This window comes from Brevundimonas huaxiensis, from assembly GCF_014218725.1.
Lineage (GTDB): Bacteria > Pseudomonadota > Alphaproteobacteria > Caulobacterales > Caulobacteraceae > Brevundimonas > Brevundimonas huaxiensis.
The window spans coordinates 93,350-112,070 of record NZ_JABBJE010000006.1 but is presented as its reverse complement, the minus strand read 5'-3'; the positions used below and the strand labels follow the sequence as shown (position 1 = coordinate 112,070).

General features: G+C 69.2%; 21 protein-coding genes. 11 read left to right on the top strand and 10 right to left on the bottom strand.

Annotated features, from left to right (window positions below; genetic code table 11):
• The first annotated feature begins 75 nt into the window (after positions 1-75).
• Positions 76-636 (top strand): HNH endonuclease, encoded by a 561-nt coding sequence (locus tag HF680_RS12240; RefSeq protein WP_026108602.1) that lies wholly within the window; start codon positions 76-78, stop codon positions 634-636.
• On the opposite strand, the gene HF680_RS12235 is transcribed toward HF680_RS12240, so the two are convergent.
• The 3 genes from HF680_RS12235 to HF680_RS12225 all read right to left on the bottom strand — a co-directional run bounded on the left by HF680_RS12235 (position 633) and on the right by HF680_RS12225 (position 4,459).
• Positions 633-1,094 carry a VanZ family protein gene (locus tag HF680_RS12235; RefSeq protein WP_055807718.1) on the bottom strand — a complete coding sequence of 154 codons (462 nt, stop codon included), beginning with the start codon at positions 1,092-1,094 and terminating at the stop codon, positions 633-635. The two genes, HF680_RS12240 and HF680_RS12235, sit on opposite strands and share 4 nt — an antisense overlap.
• Positions 1,095-1,187: 93 nt before the next feature.
• Positions 1,188-1,952 (bottom strand): ligase-associated DNA damage response endonuclease PdeM, encoded by a 765-nt coding sequence (gene pdeM / locus HF680_RS12230; protein WP_185225254.1) that lies wholly within the window; start codon positions 1,950-1,952, stop codon positions 1,188-1,190.
• Positions 1,949-4,459 (bottom strand): ligase-associated DNA damage response DEXH box helicase, encoded by a 2,511-nt coding sequence (locus HF680_RS12225; protein WP_185225253.1) that lies wholly within the window; start codon positions 4,457-4,459, stop codon positions 1,949-1,951. The genes pdeM and HF680_RS12225 overlap by 4 nt, the downstream gene beginning before the upstream one ends.
• 58 nt (positions 4,460-4,517) lie before the next feature.
• Between HF680_RS12225 and HF680_RS12220 the strand changes: the two genes are divergently transcribed.
• From HF680_RS12220 to hisC, 5 genes are read left to right on the top strand one after another with little or no spacing between them, the layout of a single operon-like run.
• Positions 4,518-7,373 carry an ATP-dependent DNA helicase gene (locus HF680_RS12220; protein ID WP_185225252.1) on the top strand — a complete coding sequence of 952 codons (2,856 nt, stop codon included), beginning with the start codon at positions 4,518-4,520 and terminating at the stop codon, positions 7,371-7,373.
• 1 nt (position 7,374) lies between these two features.
• Complete coding sequence (ybaK, locus tag HF680_RS12215; protein WP_045810636.1) at positions 7,375-7,848, top strand: Cys-tRNA(Pro) deacylase; 474 nt, start codon at positions 7,375-7,377, stop codon at positions 7,846-7,848.
• A gap of 32 nt (positions 7,849-7,880) precedes the next feature.
• A complete protein-coding gene (locus HF680_RS12210; RefSeq protein ID WP_185225251.1) occupies positions 7,881-8,939 on the top strand; it encodes a DUF2125 domain-containing protein in 1,059 nt (352 codons plus the stop codon).
• A complete protein-coding gene (locus HF680_RS12205; RefSeq protein WP_045810634.1) occupies positions 8,939-9,625 on the top strand; it encodes a hypothetical protein in 687 nt (228 codons plus the stop codon). Before HF680_RS12210 ends, HF680_RS12205 begins: the two co-directional genes overlap by 1 nt.
• A gap of 14 nt (positions 9,626-9,639) precedes the next feature.
• Entirely contained in the window at positions 9,640-10,743 is a 1,104-nt protein-coding gene (gene hisC, locus HF680_RS12200; RefSeq protein ID WP_045810633.1) for a histidinol-phosphate transaminase, read from the top strand.
• A gap of 46 nt (positions 10,744-10,789) precedes the next feature.
• Here the strand turns inward: hisC and HF680_RS12195 are convergent, their stop codons facing one another.
• The 5 genes from HF680_RS12195 to HF680_RS12175 are packed head-to-tail and all read right to left on the bottom strand — an operon-like array spanning position 10,790 to position 14,521.
• On the bottom strand, positions 10,790-11,485 hold the full coding sequence (locus HF680_RS12195; protein ID WP_185225250.1) for a MipA/OmpV family protein: 696 nt from the start codon (positions 11,483-11,485) through the stop codon (positions 10,790-10,792).
• Between the two features lie 35 nt (positions 11,486-11,520).
• Positions 11,521-12,258, bottom strand: coding sequence for a lysophospholipid acyltransferase family protein (locus HF680_RS12190; RefSeq protein ID WP_185225249.1), 738 nt, complete (start codon positions 12,256-12,258; stop codon positions 11,521-11,523).
• On the bottom strand, positions 12,259-12,903 hold the full coding sequence (locus tag HF680_RS12185) for a YdcF family protein (RefSeq protein WP_039244024.1): 645 nt from the start codon (positions 12,901-12,903) through the stop codon (positions 12,259-12,261).
• Positions 12,900-13,814 (bottom strand): cell division protein FtsX, encoded by a 915-nt coding sequence (locus tag HF680_RS12180; protein ID WP_045810630.1) that lies wholly within the window; start codon positions 13,812-13,814, stop codon positions 12,900-12,902. The genes HF680_RS12185 and HF680_RS12180 overlap by 4 nt, the downstream gene beginning before the upstream one ends.
• Positions 13,811-14,521, bottom strand: a complete 711-nt coding sequence (locus HF680_RS12175) for a cell division ATP-binding protein FtsE (protein ID WP_185225248.1) — start codon at positions 14,519-14,521, stop codon at positions 13,811-13,813. Before HF680_RS12175 ends, HF680_RS12180 begins: the two co-directional genes overlap by 4 nt.
• A gap of 71 nt (positions 14,522-14,592) precedes the next feature.
• Here HF680_RS12175 and HF680_RS12170 point away from each other — a divergent pair, with 71 nt between their 5' ends.
• From HF680_RS12170 to HF680_RS12150, 5 genes are all read left to right on the top strand, one after another.
• On the top strand, positions 14,593-15,528 hold the full coding sequence (locus HF680_RS12170; RefSeq protein WP_185225247.1) for an MJ0042-type zinc finger domain-containing protein: 936 nt from the start codon (positions 14,593-14,595) through the stop codon (positions 15,526-15,528).
• Positions 15,521-16,054 (top strand): phosphoribosyltransferase, encoded by a 534-nt coding sequence (locus tag HF680_RS12165; protein WP_055754434.1) that lies wholly within the window; start codon positions 15,521-15,523, stop codon positions 16,052-16,054. Before HF680_RS12170 ends, HF680_RS12165 begins: the two co-directional genes overlap by 8 nt.
• A gap of 160 nt (positions 16,055-16,214) precedes the next feature.
• Complete coding sequence (gene rplU, locus HF680_RS12160; RefSeq protein WP_045810626.1) at positions 16,215-16,769, top strand: 50S ribosomal protein L21; 555 nt, start codon at positions 16,215-16,217, stop codon at positions 16,767-16,769.
• Between the two features lie 96 nt (positions 16,770-16,865).
• The gene (gene rpmA / locus HF680_RS12155; RefSeq protein WP_039244031.1) at positions 16,866-17,153 is read left to right on the top strand and encodes a 50S ribosomal protein L27; all 288 of its coding nucleotides are present in this window, start codon (positions 16,866-16,868) and stop codon (positions 17,151-17,153) included.
• Between the two features lie 167 nt (positions 17,154-17,320).
• The gene (locus HF680_RS12150; RefSeq protein ID WP_045810625.1) at positions 17,321-17,854 is read left to right on the top strand and encodes a GNAT family N-acetyltransferase; all 534 of its coding nucleotides are present in this window, start codon (positions 17,321-17,323) and stop codon (positions 17,852-17,854) included.
• A 16-nt stretch (positions 17,855-17,870) separates the two neighbouring features.
• Here HF680_RS12150 and HF680_RS12145 read toward each other — a convergent pair whose 3' ends face one another.
• A complete protein-coding gene (locus HF680_RS12145; protein WP_039244035.1) occupies positions 17,871-18,068 on the bottom strand; it encodes a hypothetical protein in 198 nt (65 codons plus the stop codon).
• Between the two features lie 115 nt (positions 18,069-18,183).
• Entirely contained in the window at positions 18,184-18,699 is a 516-nt protein-coding gene (locus tag HF680_RS12140) for a hypothetical protein (protein WP_045810624.1), read from the bottom strand.
• Between the last annotated feature and the right edge of the window lie 22 nt (positions 18,700-18,721).

The following is an 18,721-nucleotide window of genomic DNA, read 5'->3' as shown; positions in this document are numbered from 1 at the left end:
AGGCCAAGACTAGGGAAGGAGACGTGTCCTCACCTCTGTCGCCTCAAAATCCCCCCGTCTGAGCGGGAGGGCCTGATGCAGGTTCTCCATCGACCGCCCTCCGGTTTTCCCGCGTTGGTGCTGAACGCCGACTTCCGGCCGCTGTCCTATTATCCGCTGTCGCTGTGGCCGTGGGAGGAGGCGGTCAAGGCTGTCTATCAGGACCGCGTGGACGTGGTGTCCCTGTATGACAAGGTCGTCCGCTCGCCATCGATGGAGATGCAGCTGCCCAGCGTGATCGCGCTGCGCAGCTATGTGGATCAGGACCGCAGCCCCGCCTTCACTCGCTTCAACGTCTTTCTGCGCGACGGTTTCGCCTGTCAGTACTGCGGTCAGTCGGCCGAACTGACCTTCGACCACGTCATCCCGCGCTCACAGGGCGGACGCACGACCTGGGACAATATCGTCGCGGCCTGCAGCCCCTGCAATCTGGCCAAGGGCGGGCGAACGCCGCGCCAGGCGATGATGCCGATCCGCCGCGAACCCTATCGCCCCAACGCCTGGCAGCTTCAGGACGCCGGCCGGCGCTTCCCGCCGCACTATCTGCATCAGAGCTGGCTGGACTATCTTTATTGGGACATCGAGCTGGAGCCCTAGGGGCGCAGGACGGCGACGCCCGGGCGGCTGGTTTCGACGCGGCGACGGCGCAGTCGGCGATCCAGACGATCGATCTCGGCCAGGGTCATGTCCGGATGGCGGCGGAAGGCCTGGCGCAACTGTTCGATCCGTCCGGGCGCCCAGGCGGCGGCGACGCCGGCCGCGCCCGCCAGGAAATCGATGACCGAGACGCTGCGGCCGGTCAGGGCCTGAAGCAGTTCGGCGCCGAAGGCGGCGGCGATGACATAGAGGGCCAGGTCGTCGCGGCGCTGGTTCGGCGCGATCAGGAACAGGCCGCTGGCCACGCCATAGAAGGCGATGACGTGGGCGGCCTTGTCGTTCAGACCGAAAACCTGTTCCAGACCCTGGAATGGTCCCAGCATCAGGACGGCCATGCCCAGCGCCGCAAGGGCGAAGCCGAGGCGGGCGGCCATGACGATGCGGCGGGGCGTGAGCATGAGGCGGGTGTCCGTGACCTTAATCCGCCGTCATCCTGCATCGCCGTCCGCCAAGATGCGGTGAAGCGACGTGCTGAACGCTTTACGAACAGACTATCGCAGGATCGCCCAATCCAGGGCGTGGACACGGTCTCGTCCCAGGGCGGCGGCCAACGGCGGGGCTGCGAACAGGTCGGCGATGGCGGGATCGCGCACGTTTAGCCCGCCGGTGAAGGCGCCGAAGGCCGGCAGGACGATGCGCGATCCGTCGGTGACGAAGCAAGGACGGCGCACGCCGCGTCCGTAGGCGGCGATCTTGGCGGCGGGGTGCAGGTGGCCCGCGACCTCGCCGCGCCGGTCGTCGTCGGCCGTCAGCGCCTCCGGCTCGTGGGTCAGGCGCAACGCGCCGAGGGTCATGTCGCCGACGATCCGGCCGGGCAGGCGGGCGGTCGCCTCCGCATCGCGCGCCAGGCTGCGGTTCAGGGCCTCGCGGTCGTGATTGCCTTCCAGCCACAGCCAGTCGCGCCCCGCCGCCAGCCGGTCCAGCCGCGCCCGGTCGTCGGCCGCCATACGGGGAATGGCCTTGCCATCATGGAAGCTGTCGCCCAGCAGCACGACCACGGCCGGGTTCAGTTCGACGATCTCGGCTTCCAGTTTGTCCAGCGTGGCGCGGCTGTCATAGGGCGGCAGCAACTGACCACGCACGGCGAAGGCTGACCCCTTTTCCAGATGCAGATCCGCGACGATCAGGGCGCCGTGGGCCGGAACCCACATCGCGCCGGAACAGCGCAATACGCAGGCCTCGCCCGCGATCCGCACGCTCAGCGAACCGCAGACCTTGCGGGCCGGGGACAGGGTCTGGCGCAGGGCGGCGTTCATGCGGCGGCTTCTGGCTCGGCGTCGTCCATGACTTCGGCGATCAGCAGGTCGGCGCTTTCGTCCAAGATCATTTCGGCGGCGTCTCCGCTGACCCGTTCGCGTCCGATCTGGACCAGCACGGGCACGCAGAAGGGCGAGGCGCGGTTCAGGGGTTGGTGGCGGATGCGCCCCTCGATGCGCGCCAGCATCTGGCCCAGGCGCGCCACGTCCAGCAGGCCCGAGGCGGCGTCGGCGCGGGCGGTCTTCAGCAGCAGATGGTCAGGTTGGTGGCGGCGCAGCACGTCGTAGATCAGGTCGGTGGAGAAGGTCACCTGCCGGCCGGTCTTTTCGGCGCCGGGCTGGCGGCGTTCGATCAAGCCCGAGATCAGGGCGCAATTGCGGAAGGACCGCTTCATCATGAAGCTTTCCTCCAGCCAGGCTTCCAGATCGTCACCCAGCATGTCCGGCTGGAACAGGGCGTCCAGATCGATCGTGTCCATCGGCTTGATCGACCAGATCGCCAGCGAATAGTCGGTCACGACAAACCCCAGCGGCCCGACGCCCATCCGGTCCAGCCGCCGCGTCAGCAGCATGCACAGAGTGGTGTGGGCCAGATTGCCCTCGAACGGATAGGCCACCAGGAAATGCCGGCTGCCGCGCGGGAAGGTTTCGACCAGCATGGATTCGGCGTCGGGAATGACCGAGCGGTTTTCCTGCAACTCCAGCCATTCCTGCACGTCGGGCGGCAGGACGCGCCAGTGATCGCGATCATGGATCATGGTGCGCACCCGGTCGGCCAGCGACGTGGACAGCGGGAACTTCGATCCGCCCCACGACGGAATCTTGGGGTCGCTGTCATTGGCGTGGGTGACCAGGGCGTCGGTGCCGGTGATGCCCTGGAACGCCCAGGTCTGGCCGGCGAACTGGAAGGTGTCGCCGGGCGTCAGCTGTTCGAAATACCACTCCTCGGCCTCGCCGACCTTGCGGCCGCCGATCAGCTGGCGCGAGGCGCCGCCGCGACGGCTGGCGACGCGGACGTTCAGCGTGCCGGCTGAGACGATGGCGCCGACGTTCATGCGGTGCCGCTGGGCGATGTGCTGGTTGCGGACCTTCCAGCGGCCATTCGGCGTGCGCACGATCCGGGCGAACCGGTCGTAGGTGCGCAGCGCATAGCCGCCGGTGGCGACGAAATCGACCACCTCCTCGAACTGCTCCCACGTCAGGGCGCGATAGGGGCCGCAGCCGATGATCTCGTCATACAGGACCTGCATGTCGAACGGCTCGGAACAGGCGACGCCCATGACGTGCTGGGCCAGGGTGTCGAGCGTGCCGATATGGACTGGCTCCCAGTCGAAGGCGTTGTCCGCGACGGCCTCGCGCGCCGCCTGACACTCCAGCATCTCGAACCGGCTGGCGGGCACCAGAAGCGCGCGCGACGGCTCGTCCAGCCGGTGGTTGGCGCGGCCGATCCGCTGGACCAGGCGGCTGGAGCCCTTGGGCGCCGCCATCTGGATGACCAGATCCACGTCGCCCCAGTCGATGCCCAGATCCAGCGTCGAGGTGCAGACCACGGCCCTGAGGTCGCCGCGCGCCATGGCGGCCTCGATCTTGCGCCGCTGCTCGGCCGCCAGCGAGCCGTGGTGCAGGCCGATGGGCAGGTTCTCGTCGTTTATGGCCCAGAGCTGCTGGAACACGAACTCCGACTGCCAGCGGGTGTTGACGAAGATCAGGGCCAGGGTCGAACGCTGGATGGCGGCATAGACCTCCGGGATCGCGTGCTGGCCCGTGTGGCCCGCCCACGGCACCTTGCCCTCGGAGATCAGCACGTCGATGACGGCGGGCGCGCCGGGGTCGCCCTTGACCAGAGTCACCACATCAAGAGCCCCTCCGCCCGGAGCCAACCACCCCCGGATCAGATCGGGATCCTCGATGGTCGCGCTCAGACCCACCCGGCGCATGTCGGGGGCGAAACTCTGCAATCGACCCAGACCTAGAGACAATAGGTCCCCGCGCTTGCCGCTCCAGATCGCATGGACCTCGTCCAGCACGACGCATTTCAGATCGGCGAAATAGGACCGGGCGCCTTCCCAGGCGCAGAACAGGGCCAGCTGCTCGGGCGTGGTCAGCAGGATGTCGGGCGGAAAGTCGCGCTGTCGCTGGCGTTTGGACTGTTTGGTGTCGCCGTTGCGCGTCTCGACGTGGATGTTCAGCCCGATCTCGCGGATCGGGGTCATCAGATTGCGCTCGACGTCCGTCGTCAGGGCCTTCAGCGGCGACAGATAAAGCGTATGCACGCCCGACCCCGGCCCGGTCGCCGGCTTCGGTCCGCGCTCGGCCAGGTCGATCAGGCTGGGCAGAAACCCCGCCAGCGTCTTGCCCCCGCCGGTCGGCGCGACCAGCAAAGCGTGGCGGCCGGCCTCCCCCGCCGCCACCATCTCCAGCTGATGCCGCCGGGGCGCCCAGCCGCGCGACGCGAACCAGTCGGCGAACAGGGGCGGAAGCGTTGCGGGAGCGGCGGCGGTCGTCACGGACGGGATATAGCATGTTCCCGTTCCGTTTCAGCCCCAGGCTCGCTATCTATCGGACGTGTCCGACGAATCCGTCATTTCCGAAATCCGCCTGGCCGGCGCCCAGCCGTGGGCGGACTTGCCGCCGGCGCTCGCCACGCCGCCGGGCGCAGGGGCGGTGTGCGACGAGGCGGGGACCCGGAAGATCGGGCGCGGGGCGGCCGAGGGGTTCTTCAGCACCGGGCCGGTGCTGGTCGCCCATGCCTCGCTGACGGCGCGCCGGCTGGGGCTGACGCCGCCGCCGCGATCGACTGATCTGATGGATGTGCTGGAGCTTTACGCCTTCGTGCGACCGGCGCGCTTTTGTGCGCCGTCACCGACGGGCTTGGCGCTGTCGCTGGGTCTGGCCCAGCCGAAGTCGGCGGAGGAACAGGCGGCGGGCCTGCGTGAGGCGGCGGGGCTGCTGCTGCGCGAACTGGCCGATCCGGCCTACCGGGAGCGCGAGGCGGCCTATGTCCTGGCGCTGACAATGCAGCGGGCGGGCTGGGCCTGGGGCGAGCGGGTGGTTCAGGCGCTGGAGGCCGGCGGCGTAAGGGCGCGCCAGCATCGCGGGTCGGGGCTGGATGTCTGGTCGCGCCTGACCGAATGGGAGGACGAGGCGCCGCGCGGCGAGGCGGGATCGGCCCCGGTCGACAGCGAGAGCGCCCGCATCCGGCTGGAGAAACTGCTTCAGGCCTCGGGCCTGGACGAGACGCGGCCGACGCAATCGGACTACGCCGCCGAAGCCGCCTTCGCCTTTTCGCCGAGGAATGAGGAGGGGCGGCCCCGCATGCTGCTGGCCGAGGCGGGAACCGGCACCGGCAAGACCCTGGGCTATCTGGCGCCCGCCTCGCTTTGGGCCGAACGGAACCAGGGAGCGGCGTGGATCTCGACCTATACCCGCGCGCTGCAACGGCAGATCGACCGCGAAAGCCATTCGCTGTGGCCCGATCCGGCCGAGCGCAAGAAGAAGGCGGTGATCCGCAAGGGGCGCGAGAACTATCTGTGCGTCCTGAACCTGCAGGACATGGTCCAGGCGGCCCAGCTGGGGAATGGCGACCTGATCGGCCTGGCGCTGGCCGGGCGATGGGCGCTGCATACGCGCGACGGCGACATGACGGGCGGGGACTTTCCCGGCTGGCTGCCCGGCCTGTTCGCCATGCCGGCGGCTCATGCGGCGGGAGCGGCCAATCTGGTGGACCGGCGCGGCGAGTGCGTCCACGCCGCCTGTCCGCACTACCGCACCTGTTTCGTGGAAAAGACGATCCGCGCCAGCCGCCGCGCGGATCTGGTGATCGCCAATCACGCCCTGGTCCTGACCCAGGCGGCATTCGACGGCGCGCGCTCGGCGCGGGGCCAGAAGTCGGACGGTGAGACGGCGGCGCTGAAGCGGATCGTTTTCGACGAGGGCCACCACCTGTTCGACGCCGCCGACAGCGCCTTTTCCGCCTGTCTGTCGGGCCAGGAGGCGGCCGAGCTGCGTCGCTGGATTCGTGGGCCGGAAGGGCGGGGGCGTCGCGGGCGCGGGCTTCAGCAGCGGCTGGGCGACATGGTCGGCGACAATGACGCGGCGCTGAAATCGCTTCAGGACGCCATCCGCGCCTCCGCCGCCCTGCCGGGCGAAGGCGTGTCGGGCCGCGTCGCCCCCGCCTCAGGCGAGGTCAATCCGATCGGACCGATCGAGGCCTTCCTGGCCGCCGCGCTGGATCAGCTGCGCGCCCGCACGGCGGAGACCAATACGTACGGCGGCCCCGAGTTCGGCATGGAGTGCGCGCTGAAGCCGGTGACCGATCCGGTCGCCGAGACGGCGCGCGCGGCGGCCCAGGCCCTGGCCGCCATCGAGGCGCCGCTGCTGGCGCTGTCGCGACATCTGGAAGACATCCTTGACGACGAGGCGGCAGAGCTGGACGGGTCGCAACGGTCGCGCATCGAAGGGGCGCTGCGCGGACTGGATCGGCGCGCGCGCATGACCCTGCCGGGGTGGCGGTCGATGCTGGCGGCGCTGGAGGACGGGGGCGATCAGCCCGATCCTGATTTCGTCGATTGGCTGTCGGCCGAGACGGCGTTCGGCCGTATCCACGACGTGGCGCTGCGTCGCCACTGGATCGACCCGACGGTTCCGCTGGAGGCCGCCGTGATCGTGCCGTCGCACGGGGTGCTGGTGACGTCGGCCACCCTCTCCGATCCCTTGCAGGAAGACCCGTTCGATCTGGCGCGGATGCGGACCGGCTCGGCGCGTTTGATCGAGCCGCCTCGCACCCTGAAGGTCGAGAGCCCGTTCGACTATGCGGCCAACAGCCGGGTCATCGTCGTCAACGATCTGGTCAAGGACGATCCGCGCCAGACGGCGGCGGCGATGCGCGAACTGTTCCTGGCGGCGGGCGGCGGGGGGCTGGGCCTGTTCACCGCCATTCGCCGATTGAAGGCGGTCTATGAGCGGCTGGGGCCGGATCTGGCGAAGTCGGGCGTGCCTCTGTATGCCCAGCACGTCGATCCGCTGGAGGTCGGGGCGCTGGTGGACATGTTCCGGGTCGAGGAGAATTCCTGCCTTTTGGGCACCGACGCCGTGCGCGACGGGGTTGACGTGCCGGGACGGTCGCTGCGGGTGCTCGCCTTCGACCGTGTGCCGTGGCCGCGCCCGGATTTGCTGCACAAGGCGCGGCGCGAACGGTTGGGCGGCAAGGGCTATGACGATGCCCTGGCCCGCGCCCGCATCGCCCAGGCGTTCGGCCGGCTGATCCGGCGCGGCGACGACAAGGGTGTCTTTCTGATGCTGGACGCCGCCACCCCCATCCGCCTGTTCGCCAGCCTGCCGCCCGGGACCGAGGTCCAGCGCATGGGCCTGGCCGATGCGGTCGAACTGACCCGCACTTTCCTGAACCCCGAGACGACGTAGGATGTCCAAGACCACGCCTGCCACCGTCGCCCTGACCAAGGCCGGCGTCGCCTTCGATCTGTTTCCCTACGACTATGATCCCGACGCGCCGCGCGTGGGATTGCAGGCCGCCGAGGCGTTGGGCGTGGCGCCAGAGCAGGTGTTCAAGACCCTCATGGTCCTGATCGACGGCGCTCCGGCTTGCGTCATCGTGCCGTCCGACTGCGAGGTCAGCATGAAGAAGCTGGCGGCGGTGCTGGGGGCTAAGTCGGCCCAGATGATGAAGCCGGCCGACGCCGAACGTCTGACCGGCTACAAGGTCGGCGGGGTCAGCCCGTTCGGCCAGCGAAAGGCCGTGCCTACTGCGATCGACGAAACCGCCATCCTGTTCGATCAGGTCCTGATCAACGGCGGTCAGCGGGGGCTTCTGCTGGGCCTGGCGCCGGACGATGCGCGGCGGGCGGCGAAGGCGGTGCTGGCCGACCTGACCGCCTAGAAGGTCGGGGTGCGGCGCGCTATAGGTCCGGCATGACCGAAGTCTCGACGACCAAGCGACACAGCCGCAAGGGCCTGTATGCGCCCTTCATCCTGGTGCTGATCGCGCTGGCGGCCTGGACGGGATGGTGGATCTTCCTGACGCGCCAGATCGACACGCGGCTTGAGGCTCAGGTCCAGACCCTGCGTCAGGACCGCTGGGACATCCGCTTCGCCGACAAATCTATAAATGGCTGGCCGTTTCGCACCCGTGTGGCCTTGACGAACCTGATCGTTCAGGCGCCGTCGGGCCATGCGATCAAGGCGTCCGATCTGACCGCAGAGGCCAACGCCTATCAGCCGACCAAATGGGTGGTGGTGGCCCCGCAAGGCCTGATGCTGACCCGCGCAGGCAAGGGCGAGGTCGCGGTCAAGGGCGACGCCATCCGCATGAGCGCCAGCGGCATCGATCAGCGTTGGCCCAATCTGGCGCTGGAGATGGTCAATCCGGTCTTCACGGCCCAGACCGGCGCCGAACCCTTCCCCATCGCCCGGGCCGCGCGGATCGAATTCTATGCTCGGCCGCATCTGGAGGGCTCGACCGCGCCGACCGACGACGTCGATGTCATGTTCCGTCTGGTGGATGGGCAGGGGCGGGCGGACGGCCCCGTCGAGGGCTTCGCCCAGGACGGCCGCCTGACGACCCAGCTGGAGGCCGAGATCGGCCACGCCAGCCTACTGAAGACCGGCGGCGATGCGGCGGGTGTCTTCTCCGCCTGGACAAAGGCGGGCGGGACGTTCCGCAATGTGCGCGGCGATCTGCAGGCGGGCGACAGCCGTGCGACCCTCTCCAGCGATGTCTTGCGAGCCGATGCGAACGGCCGGCTGACCGGCCAGGTGCAACTTCAGGCGCAAAAGCCTTTGCCCGCCCTTGCTGGTTTGATGGCGACCCGACAGGGGCCGGTGAACCGCATCGGCGCGGCCGGGGCCGCCGCAGCAGCGGGCGCGGCCGAGGCGACGGGACAGGAGCAACTGCCCCTGACGCTGGTCTTCCGCGACGGCCGCACCTGGCTCGGCCCCTTCCCGCTGGCCCCGGCGCCCAAGCTGTTCTGATGGCGCTGCTGAACGAACCCGAAGCCGACGACGCCCTGCTGGCGCTGGATCGCGCCCTGGCCGAGGCGGTGCGGGCGCGGGTCGCCGCCGGTCCGTGCGACCGAGCCGACGCCTCGGCCATCGCCCTGCGTCAACTGCTAGACGGCGCCTCGGCGGATGAGGCTGCGACGGTCAAGGCGGTGTGGGGCCGGATCGAGGCGGCAACCGGACCCGCGCTGGTCGTCTGTGGCGGCGTGGCCCAAGCCCTGGCCACGGACCGCTACGGCCTGCGGTCGCGACCCTTGTTTGCCGACGAAGCGCTGAAGGCGGCTGAGGCGGGCTCGCGCGCCGTGATCGACCTGTCGCCCGACCGGCCGTGGTGGGGCCGCCTGCTGGCGCGGCCCGAACTGAAGATCGTCGCCGCCCTGCCGGACAACCGGCGCGGACGGCCCCAGGCCTTCGTCGTGTCCAAAGAGACATCCGGCCCTACGGGCGACGACCGCAGCTTCTGGGTCACCGACAGCGGCTGGTCCGAGACCAAGATCGTGGACGCCTTGGGCGACGCGGGACTGATCGCCGATCCGCTGGCGGCGGCGGGCGGGTTGAAGCTGTTTATGCTGACGGGCTATGTGCAGATCGACGACGGGCGGCTGAAGAGCGCGCCCGGCCGAATGAGCGGCGTGATCGGCGCCGCCCCCATCTTCTGAGATCAAGGCTTTCCATGACCGACGCGACCGCGCCACACGGCCCTGCCCCCAAGCCCGGCATCCTCGACATCGCCCCCTATGTCGGCGGCAAGTCGTCCATCGCCGGCGTCGCGGAGCCGATGAAGCTGTCCTCCAACGAGAACATGCTGGGCGCGGGCGAAAAGGCGCGTGCGGCCTATGAGGCGGCGATCAAGAACATTCACATCTATCCCGACGGCCGGGCGACCAAGTTGCGGAATGCGGTGTCGGAACTGCACGGGTTGGAGCCTGAGCGGCTGATCTTCGGCAACGGCTCGGACGAGGTGTTCGCCCTGTTGAACCAGACCTATCTGACGGCGGGCGACAACATCGTCTGCGGCCAGTACGGTTTCCTCGCCTACCGCATCAGCGCCCTGGGTTGCGAGGCCCAAGTCAAGCTGGCGCCCGAGCCGAACTTCAAGGCCGAGGTCGACGCCCTACTGGCCCAGGTCGATGACCGCACCAGGATCGTCTATGTCTCCAATCCGTCCAACCCCACCGGCAGCTACAACACGGGCGAGGAAATGCGCCGCCTTCACGCCGCTCTGCCGGCCCACATCATCCTGGTCGTGGACGAGGCCTATGCGGAATATGTGACCGAGGCCGACTGGGAGACCGCCTTCCCGCTGGCCAAGGATGCCGAGAATATCGTCGTCACCCGCACCTTCTCGAAGATCCACGGCCTGGGCGGCCTGCGCATCGGCTTCGGCTATGCGCCGCTGAAGGTCGCCGAGGCCATCGACCGCATTCGCCTGCCCTTCAACGTCTCGGTGCCGGGGCTGGAAGCCGCAACGGCCGCCCTGTCGGACGAGGCGCACCAGACGGCGTCGCGCGATCTGATCTCTAACTGGAAGCCGCGCCTGACCCAGGCCCTGCGCGGCTTTGGGCTGAACGTCCTGCCCAGCGCCGGCAACTTCGTGCTGGTGCTGTTCGACGGCGCCGAGCGCGCCGCCGCCGCCAACGATTATCTGAACAGCAAGGGCATCATCGTCCGCCCGGTCGGCGGCTACGGCCTGCCCCAGGCTCTGCGCATCACCATCGGCACCGAAGACCAGAACCGCGCCGTCATCGACGCGCTGAGCGAGTTCGCGGCAACCTGATTGAAGGGAAAAAGCGGCGGCCGCATCAGCAGCCGCCGCCTTGCTATCAGCCGCCGAAGCGACGGGCGATGAAGACGCCGGTGCGGACCGCGTCGTCGCTCTGCGACAGGGGGCTGTCGGCCACGTCGCCCAAGCGGCGTTCGTAGTTGAGCAAGGCCCCGGCGCCCCATTTGTCGCCGACCGGGACCAGCAGGACCAGGCTGGCGCCCGCGCCCTGAAGCCCGCCGCCGGGGGAATAGGCGCCGATGCCGTTGGCGGCCGCCTCGGCGGTGCTGACGCCATAGTAGGCGTCGGCCAGTTTGGAATCGCCGCCACGCACATAGGCCGAGGCGTTCAGCAGGCCGACGGACGTCACGCGCTGATGGCCGATCGAGGCGTAGTATTCCGTGCCCTCACTGACGTCGGACACGTCGCGGCTGATCCGGCCGCCGACCACCACATTGCCGGGCAGACGCTTGTAGGCGTAGGCGGCCAGGTCCGCGCCGAAGCCCGGACGATCCAGCGTCAGGCCTTCGATCGGGTTCAGGTAGACTAGGTCGCGATAATTGGCCGACACCCACGGGGCTATTGTCGTCTTGGAGCCCGTGTCGCCGTTGGAATCGTTGCGATAGAGAACGCCCGCGCCGAGATCGACGGTCCAATTCTGGGGGGCGGGTCTGATCTGCTCATAGGGTTGCGACTGGGCCAGGGCGGAGCCGGCGACGGCGGCGAAGGCGACGGAGAGCAGAAGGGGACGAAGCATCGGGCGTTTCCATGAATGGCGCCCGAGCGGGGAGGTCAGGCCGGTCCAGAATGCTCAAGCTGGGCCTTTGGCTCCAGCAGCGCCAACGACGCCGTCTCTATGCGACTTTCCAGCAACGCCATCATCGCGCCGCGCTTCAGCTGGGCCGGGATCGGCTCAAGGAATTCGAACACGACCGTCCCGGGATAGCGGCGGAAGCCGTGGGCCGGCCAGTGGACGCCGGAGTTCGTGGCGACGGGCCAGCAGGGGCCTTCCAAGTCGCGATAGATGGCGGCGACGCCGGGCTTGTAGTCGCCGGGCACCCCCGGATCGTTGCGCGTGCCCTCGGGGAAGATGACGATCTGGCGGCCTTCGGACAGGCGGTCGCGCGCCTGTCGCGTCATGTCCTTCAGCGCCTTGGCGTGGCCCGCGCGATCCACGGCGATCATCTTCGACTTCCAGGCGAACCAGCCGAAGAAGGGCAGGGGCATCAGCTCCTTCTTCATCACGAAACAGGCGTCGGGCAGGACGGCCAGCAGGGCCACGATGTCCAGCATCCCCTGGTGTTTGGACGCGATCAGGGCGGCGCCGGACGGGGCGTGCTCCAGCCCGCGCACCTCGACCTTGACCCCCGCGATCCAGCGCAGGCCGAACAGGACGATCTTCGCCCACAGCTTGCACACGCCCTGAACATAGCGATGCGGCAGCAGCAGGACCGGCGACAGGCCGATGGCGATGATCGGCATAGACAGATAGAGCCAGGCGGTGAAGATCAGGGAACGCAGGGTGTTCACTTAGGACGCGGCCTTTTCGTCAGGGGCGGTTTCGGTCTCGGCCGTGACGGCGGCGGGCCGGTCGCGGGTGATGCGACGCACGCCCTCACGGCCCAGGACGGCGAGGTATTTCATATATTCCAGCGTCATCCGCCGCGCGGTCACCGCGGCCCGCCACCAGCGCGCATTGTCCAGCGACGGGGTGGAGATGGCGTAGGGCGTCAGTTTCACGCCCGGCAGCTGGCCCCGGATTTCCACCAGCGATCGCGGCATATGATAGTCGGAGGTGACGACGATCAGGCTGCGATAGCCCTTGGCGCGGGTCCAGGCGGCGATCTCCTGGGCGTTTCCGACAGTGTCCTCGGCCTCGAAGCCCAGGTCGACGCAGCAGTTGAACAGACGGCTGGAGCCGGGCGTCAGCTCGCGCAGCTCCTGACGGCGCACCTCGCGATTGACGCCGGAGATCAGCACCCGCTCGCCCTTGCCCTGTTCCAACAGGCGGATGGCGGTGTTGACCCGCTCGGACGACGGACCGGTCAGGGCCACGATGGCGTCGGCGCGCGCGGGATCGTCGGCCGGCGTCAGCTCGCGCACCCGGTGGGCGAAGGCGAACAGGCCGACCAGCCAGATCAGACCGGCGATGAAGATGACGCTCAACAGTCTCATGCGCCCCCTCCCTGTGTCGGCCGTCCTGAAGCCAGCATTCGCATGGCGGCGAATCTCGCCGCGAGAAAGGCAACCGTAGCCGCGAGCAGCGGGCAAGGCGAGAGCAACGCCAGGTCGCTCCAGCTGATGGGCAGGGCCGCCGTGAGGCCGCCCGATCCGCCGATGAACCGCAGGAGGATCAGAAGGACCGCCGCCAGCCCGGCGCCGATCGCGCCGGCGCCGGCCGCCATCAGGCCGAACCGCCGCTGGAACAGCCAGGCGATGGCCCCGTCGGTCGCGCCGTTCAGGCTCAGGGTTTCGATCACGCCTTGACCGGCCGCCAACCCCGCGCGGGTCGCATAGGCGATGGCGGCGGCTGCAGCGAAGGCGACGGCCAGGAAGGCGGCGCCGGCCAGGACCGTGATCATGCCGGCGGACCGCTCGACCTCGCCGCGCCACAGGCTGTGATCGTCCACCGTGGCGTCCAGCCCAGCCTCGGCCAGGGCGCGGCTCAGGGTCACGGCGCTGGCCGGCGCCTGGGCGTTCAGCCGCACCGTTACCAGATGGGGCAGGGGCAGGTCGGGCAGGACCGCGTCGCCCAGCCAGGGGCGCAGCAGATCCTCCGCCGCCTTGCGGCTCAGGGCGGCGGCCTCCTCCACGCCATCCACGCCGGACAGGGTCTCGGCCGCGCGGGCGGCGGCGGTGTCGCCGGTTTCGCCGACGCGGGGACGGACCTGCACGGTGGCCTCGGCGCCCAGCTGTCGGGCCCAGCCGTGCGCGGCGCGGTCGGCGGCCGAGGCGGCGACGGCGGCGAGGCAGGCCAGAAAGCACAGGACCGCGATGACCGTCATCAGCCAGGGCTCGCCGGCCGCGGCGGGCGGCAGCAGGCCGGGCCGGCGGCTGGAGAGGCTGAAGTCTGACAGACGGATCATGCGGCGGCCCGCGAGGGTTCGCTGAGCCGTCCAGCCTCCAGCCTCAAGACGCGCGCGCCGGATCGCTGGGCCAGAGCCTTGTCATGGCTGGCGATCAGGACGGTGGCGCCCAGTTTGTTCAGCGACTGGAACAGCCGCAGCAGCTTGTCGGCCATGACGGCGTCCACGCTGCCGGTCGGTTCGTCGGCCACGATCAGGCCGGGGCGGGTGATGACGGCGCGGGCGATGGCCAGCCGCTGCTTCTCGCCACCGGACAGGGCGGGGGGACGGGTCTCCATCCGGCGACCCAGGCCGACCCACTTCAGCATCTCGCGCACGTCGTCGGCGTACTCGGCCTCGGATAAGCCCGTGAGGCGCAGCGGCAGGGCGACATTGTCGAAGGCCGACAGATGATCCAGCAGGCGGAAATCCTGGAACACTACCCCCATCCGCCGCCGAAAGGCCGGGATGTCGCGCCGATCGATGCGCGTGACATCCGATCCGAACAGGCGGAGGGTTCCCGTCCGGGGTTGGTCCGCCAGCGTCAGCAGACGCAGCAACGAGGACTTTCCGGCCCCCGACGGCCCGGTAAGAAAGTGGAAAGAGCCGCGCGGCAAAATGAGGTTAACGTCCCGCAGCACGTCGGGCGCGCCGACATAGCCGAAGCCGACGCCAGACAGGCGAACGGTCTCGGTCATAGCGGCGGGTTCGGCGGGCGAGGACGGCATGGTATGTGTTTCAGGAACAGGGCGCGGCGTCGCGCCTTACGGGAGGGGGCGACAGCCTCGCAGTCAGCCACATGATACTGACCTGCCCCGCCTGCGCCACCAGCTATTTCATCCGTGACGAAGCCATAGGCCCCGAAGGTCGCAAGGTGCGCTGCCAATCGTGCGGCGAAGTCTGGCGCGCGACCCCTGACGAGCCGCTGGAGCTGACCCTGACGCCCGAGCCGGCGGTCGCCGCCGTCGCGCCCGCAGCGCCGCCCGAACCCGATCCCGCGCCGACGGCGGCCAGCCTGGCTGAAACGCCGGCGCCGGAGCTGCCTCGCGCCTTCCGCGCCCGCGCCGATCGCCAGAAGAAGCTGCGCCGCGCCGCCACCCAGGGGGTGATCTGGGCGGGTCTGGCCAGCGTATTTATCGGCCTGATCGTTTCGGCCTTCCTGTTCCGCGTCGAGATCGTCCAGGCCTTCCCTCGGGCGGCCTCGGCCTACAAATTCTTCGGCGCGCCGGTCAATCCGGTCGGGCTGGACTTCGAGGCCCTGACGGCCAAGGCCGCGCCGAACCATCCCGGCATGGTCGTGGTGTCCGGCGCCATCCGCAATGTGCGCGACGTCGAGATCGTCTCGCCGCCGATTCGCGTGGCCCTGCTGGACGCCGCCGGCGCCGAGGTCGGGTTCAAGATCGTAAAGATCGACGCGGCGCCTGTCCTGCCGGGCAAGGTCCAAGGCTTCGCCGCCCTGATCCCCGATCCGGGCGGCCACGGGGCCGGGATCGGCGTCGACTTCGCGCCGGCCAGCCCTTCGCCGGCCAAACCCCCAGCCGAACACGGCGGACATGATGCGAAGGCCGCGCCCGCGCACGCGACGCAGCCCGCCGCCGAAACCTCTCAAGGACTGCGCTCGGCGACGGCGCCCGGCGCCGAGGCGCCGAACACGGCCGCGCCGATCGACGCGCGGCCGGTCGGGGCTGTGGACAAGGGGCATGGTGAGGCGGTATCGGCCTCGCATCATGGCTGATCCCTCCCCGACGCCGACCGTTCTTCTGTCCGAGGCCGAGGTGGCGCGCATCGTCGCCGACCTGGCCCAGCGCATCGCGCCCGTCATCGACGACGACACGGTCGCCGCCGTGCTGCTGACCGGCGGCCTGTGGTTCGCCGCCGACCTGACCCGCGCCCTGTCGCGCGTCGGCCGCAACGTCCGTTTCGACGCCCTGTGGCTGGCCTCCTATGGCGACGAGCAGACCAGCCGGGGCCGGATCGACGTCTATGCGCCGTTCCAGCGCCCGATCGCGGGACGCCGCGTCCTGATCCTGGACGACGTGTTCGACACCGGGCTGTCGCTGGCCGAGGCCGTGCGCATCGCCAAGGACGCCGGTGCGTCCGAAGTCCTGACCTGCGTCTTCGCCAGGAAGCCCTGGCCCAAGCCCCGCGCGCCCGAGCCGGACTTCGTCGGCTGGGAGGCGCCGAACCGCTTCCTGGTCGGCTATGGCCTGGACCACGCCGGCACGCTGAGGGGCCTGCCGGACATCTGCGCCCTGGACTGAGTTCAAGGCGCGGCGACAGCGGGGATAATCCGTCCGGGGCTGAATTTCCGCCCGGTTCGGCGTTGACTCTCCGACACCCTTCCGTATATGTCGCCGCTCTTCGCCGCCGGGGCCCTCTCCGGGGGCGTATCTTTTTTTGCGTTTGCGCTGAGGCTTCAACATGTACGCGGTGATCAAGACCGGCGGCAAGCAGTACCGGGTCCAACCGGGCGACACCATCGTCGTCGAAAAGCTCGACGGCGACGCCGGCGCTGAGCTGAAGTTCGACAGCGTCCTGATGCTGGGCGGCGACAAGGGCGTGACCCTGGGCGCCCCCCTGATCGACGGCGCCTTCGTCGGCGCGACCCTGGTCGAGACCCGCAAGGGTGAGAAGATCAAGATCTTCAAGAAGACCCGTCGCCAGGGCTATCGCCGCACGAACGGCCATCGCCAGATGGAATCGGTCCTGCGCATCACCGGCATCGAAGGCGCCGGCGAGACCGCCAAGTGGGAAGGCAAGGTCGATCTGACCACCAAGGCCGAGATCAATCTGCGCGCTCGCAACCTGGCCGCTCGTGACGCTGCGTCCTCGCTGGGTTCGACCGAGACGGTCGTGACCGACGTGGACGGCGCCGAGGTCAAGGGCGTCGTGGTCGAGAGCTCGGCTCCCGCCAAGAAGGCCCCGGCCAAGAAGAAGGCTGCGCCCAAGGCTGAAGCCGCCGGCGACGAAGCCTAAGACATTCACCGGCGCCTCGGCGCCAGACCTGAGTTACGGACGCGCTCAAATAGGCCGAAAGGCCGGTAGCGCACCAAGAAAGTACGGAGCGGCAAGATGGCTCACAAGAAATCCGGTGGTTCGTCGCGTAACGGTCGCGACTCCGAGTCGAAGCGCCTTGGCGTGAAGAAGTATGGCGGCGAGCGCGTGCTGGCCGGCAACATCATCGTGCGCCAACGCGGCACCACCTTCCACGCCGGTGAGAACATGGGCATGGGCCGCGACCACACCCTGTTCGCTCTGACGAACGGCGCTGTGAAATTCACCACCAAACGTGGTGGCCGTTGTTATGTGTCGATCCTCGCGGCCAACGACGACGCCGCTCAGGCGATGGCCGCCGAGTAACGCAGTCTGGACCTTCCCGGATCGCGTTGCTCCTGCCAGCAGCCGATCCGGACCAGGGATTATAATCCGCGGGGAGTCTGGATCACCAGGCTCCCCGTTTGCGTTTCCCCGCCTCGAAGACCGTCCGAGCCCTTCAAGGAGATGGTCGACAATCCGAGGCAACGCCCATGTGCGTCATCGAAACCTCTCCTGTCGTCGAGACCCGGCGCCTGATCCTGCGCGCGCCCGCGCCCCAGGATGCGCCGCGCATCGCCGCCCTGGCCAACGACCTGGACATCGCGCGCATGACCAAGCGGATGCCGCATCCGTTCCAGATGCGCGACGCCGACGACTTCGTGTTGCAGGTCGCCTCGCAGGACCCAAGACGAGCCAACACCTTCGTCATCGACCATGAGGACGTGGGGCCCATCGGCGTCATCGGCCTGTTCGAGGGCGAGGATCGGGTGCCGGAAACCGGCTATTGGATCGGGCGTGAATACTGGGGTCGGGGCTTCGCCACCGAGGCGCTGGACGCCGCCCTGGTCTGGGCCAGCCGCAAGTGGAAGCGCCGGGCTCTGGTCGCCGGGCATTTCGCCGACAATCCGGCCTCTGGCCGCGTGCTGGAAAAGGCGGGCTTCCTCTACACCGGCGAGACGCGCCGGGCGTGGAGCCGGGCGCGTCGTGCCGAGGCCGATACCCGCATGATGGTGTGGCTGGCCTGACGGCCAGCCCGCAGGGTCAGCCGCCCGCCAGGGCGGGGCCATAGACGGCCGCGACGGCGACGGCGCCCACCACCAGCATGGCGCCCGCGCCGGCGATGAAGGTGGCGATGGTCTTGGACCGGCGACGCCGCATGCCGCCCGCCTTGTACTTACGGATGATGACCGACGGCCCTCGCGTAAAGGCCTCGGATCCTATGATGTTGTGTTGGGACAAGAAAAAAGCTCCCCGAACTCTCGCACAGAAGCCGCGATCAGTCCGGGGCGCTCGTGGTCAGAAGATGGCGATCCGCGTTACCGGGGTCGCATCTTCGTGAGACGGGGCGTGCGGGTCACAGGGTGACGGAGACGACCCGGCCGCCGCGCGTCTGCACCGACTGCATCAGCACCAGGGGTGCATCGCCCGAGGTGACCGGCACGATCAGGAACCAGCCGCCGTCGGGCAGACCGTCGAAGCGGAAACGGCCGTTCTCGCACCGCTCGGAGCGGACATAGTTGCGATAGTCGGCGTTGGCGTCGGCGACGGTCCGGGCGCGAACGACCGCGGCGGGCACGGCCGCGCGCTGGGTCGAGCCGTACAGGGTGCGAATGCGCGCGCGCGTATAGGGGGTGTCCGGCGTCAGGCCGACGCTGGCGACGCAGTCGAAGGCCTTGCCGTCCCGGGCGAAGGCGATCTGGCCCTGAATGCTGTTGCGGCCGGGCATTTGGGACCAGCCGAAATCCGCCTCGTTGAAGGCGGCCGGTCCCCCGTACGGCAGGCCGCCGCCGGCGGTGGGCGCACAGGCGGAGAGGGCTGCGGCGGTCAGGGCGAGAGCCAGGCCAGGGGCGGCGAACGAACGGATCGACATGGGGCTTCCTCCGGGATTTCGG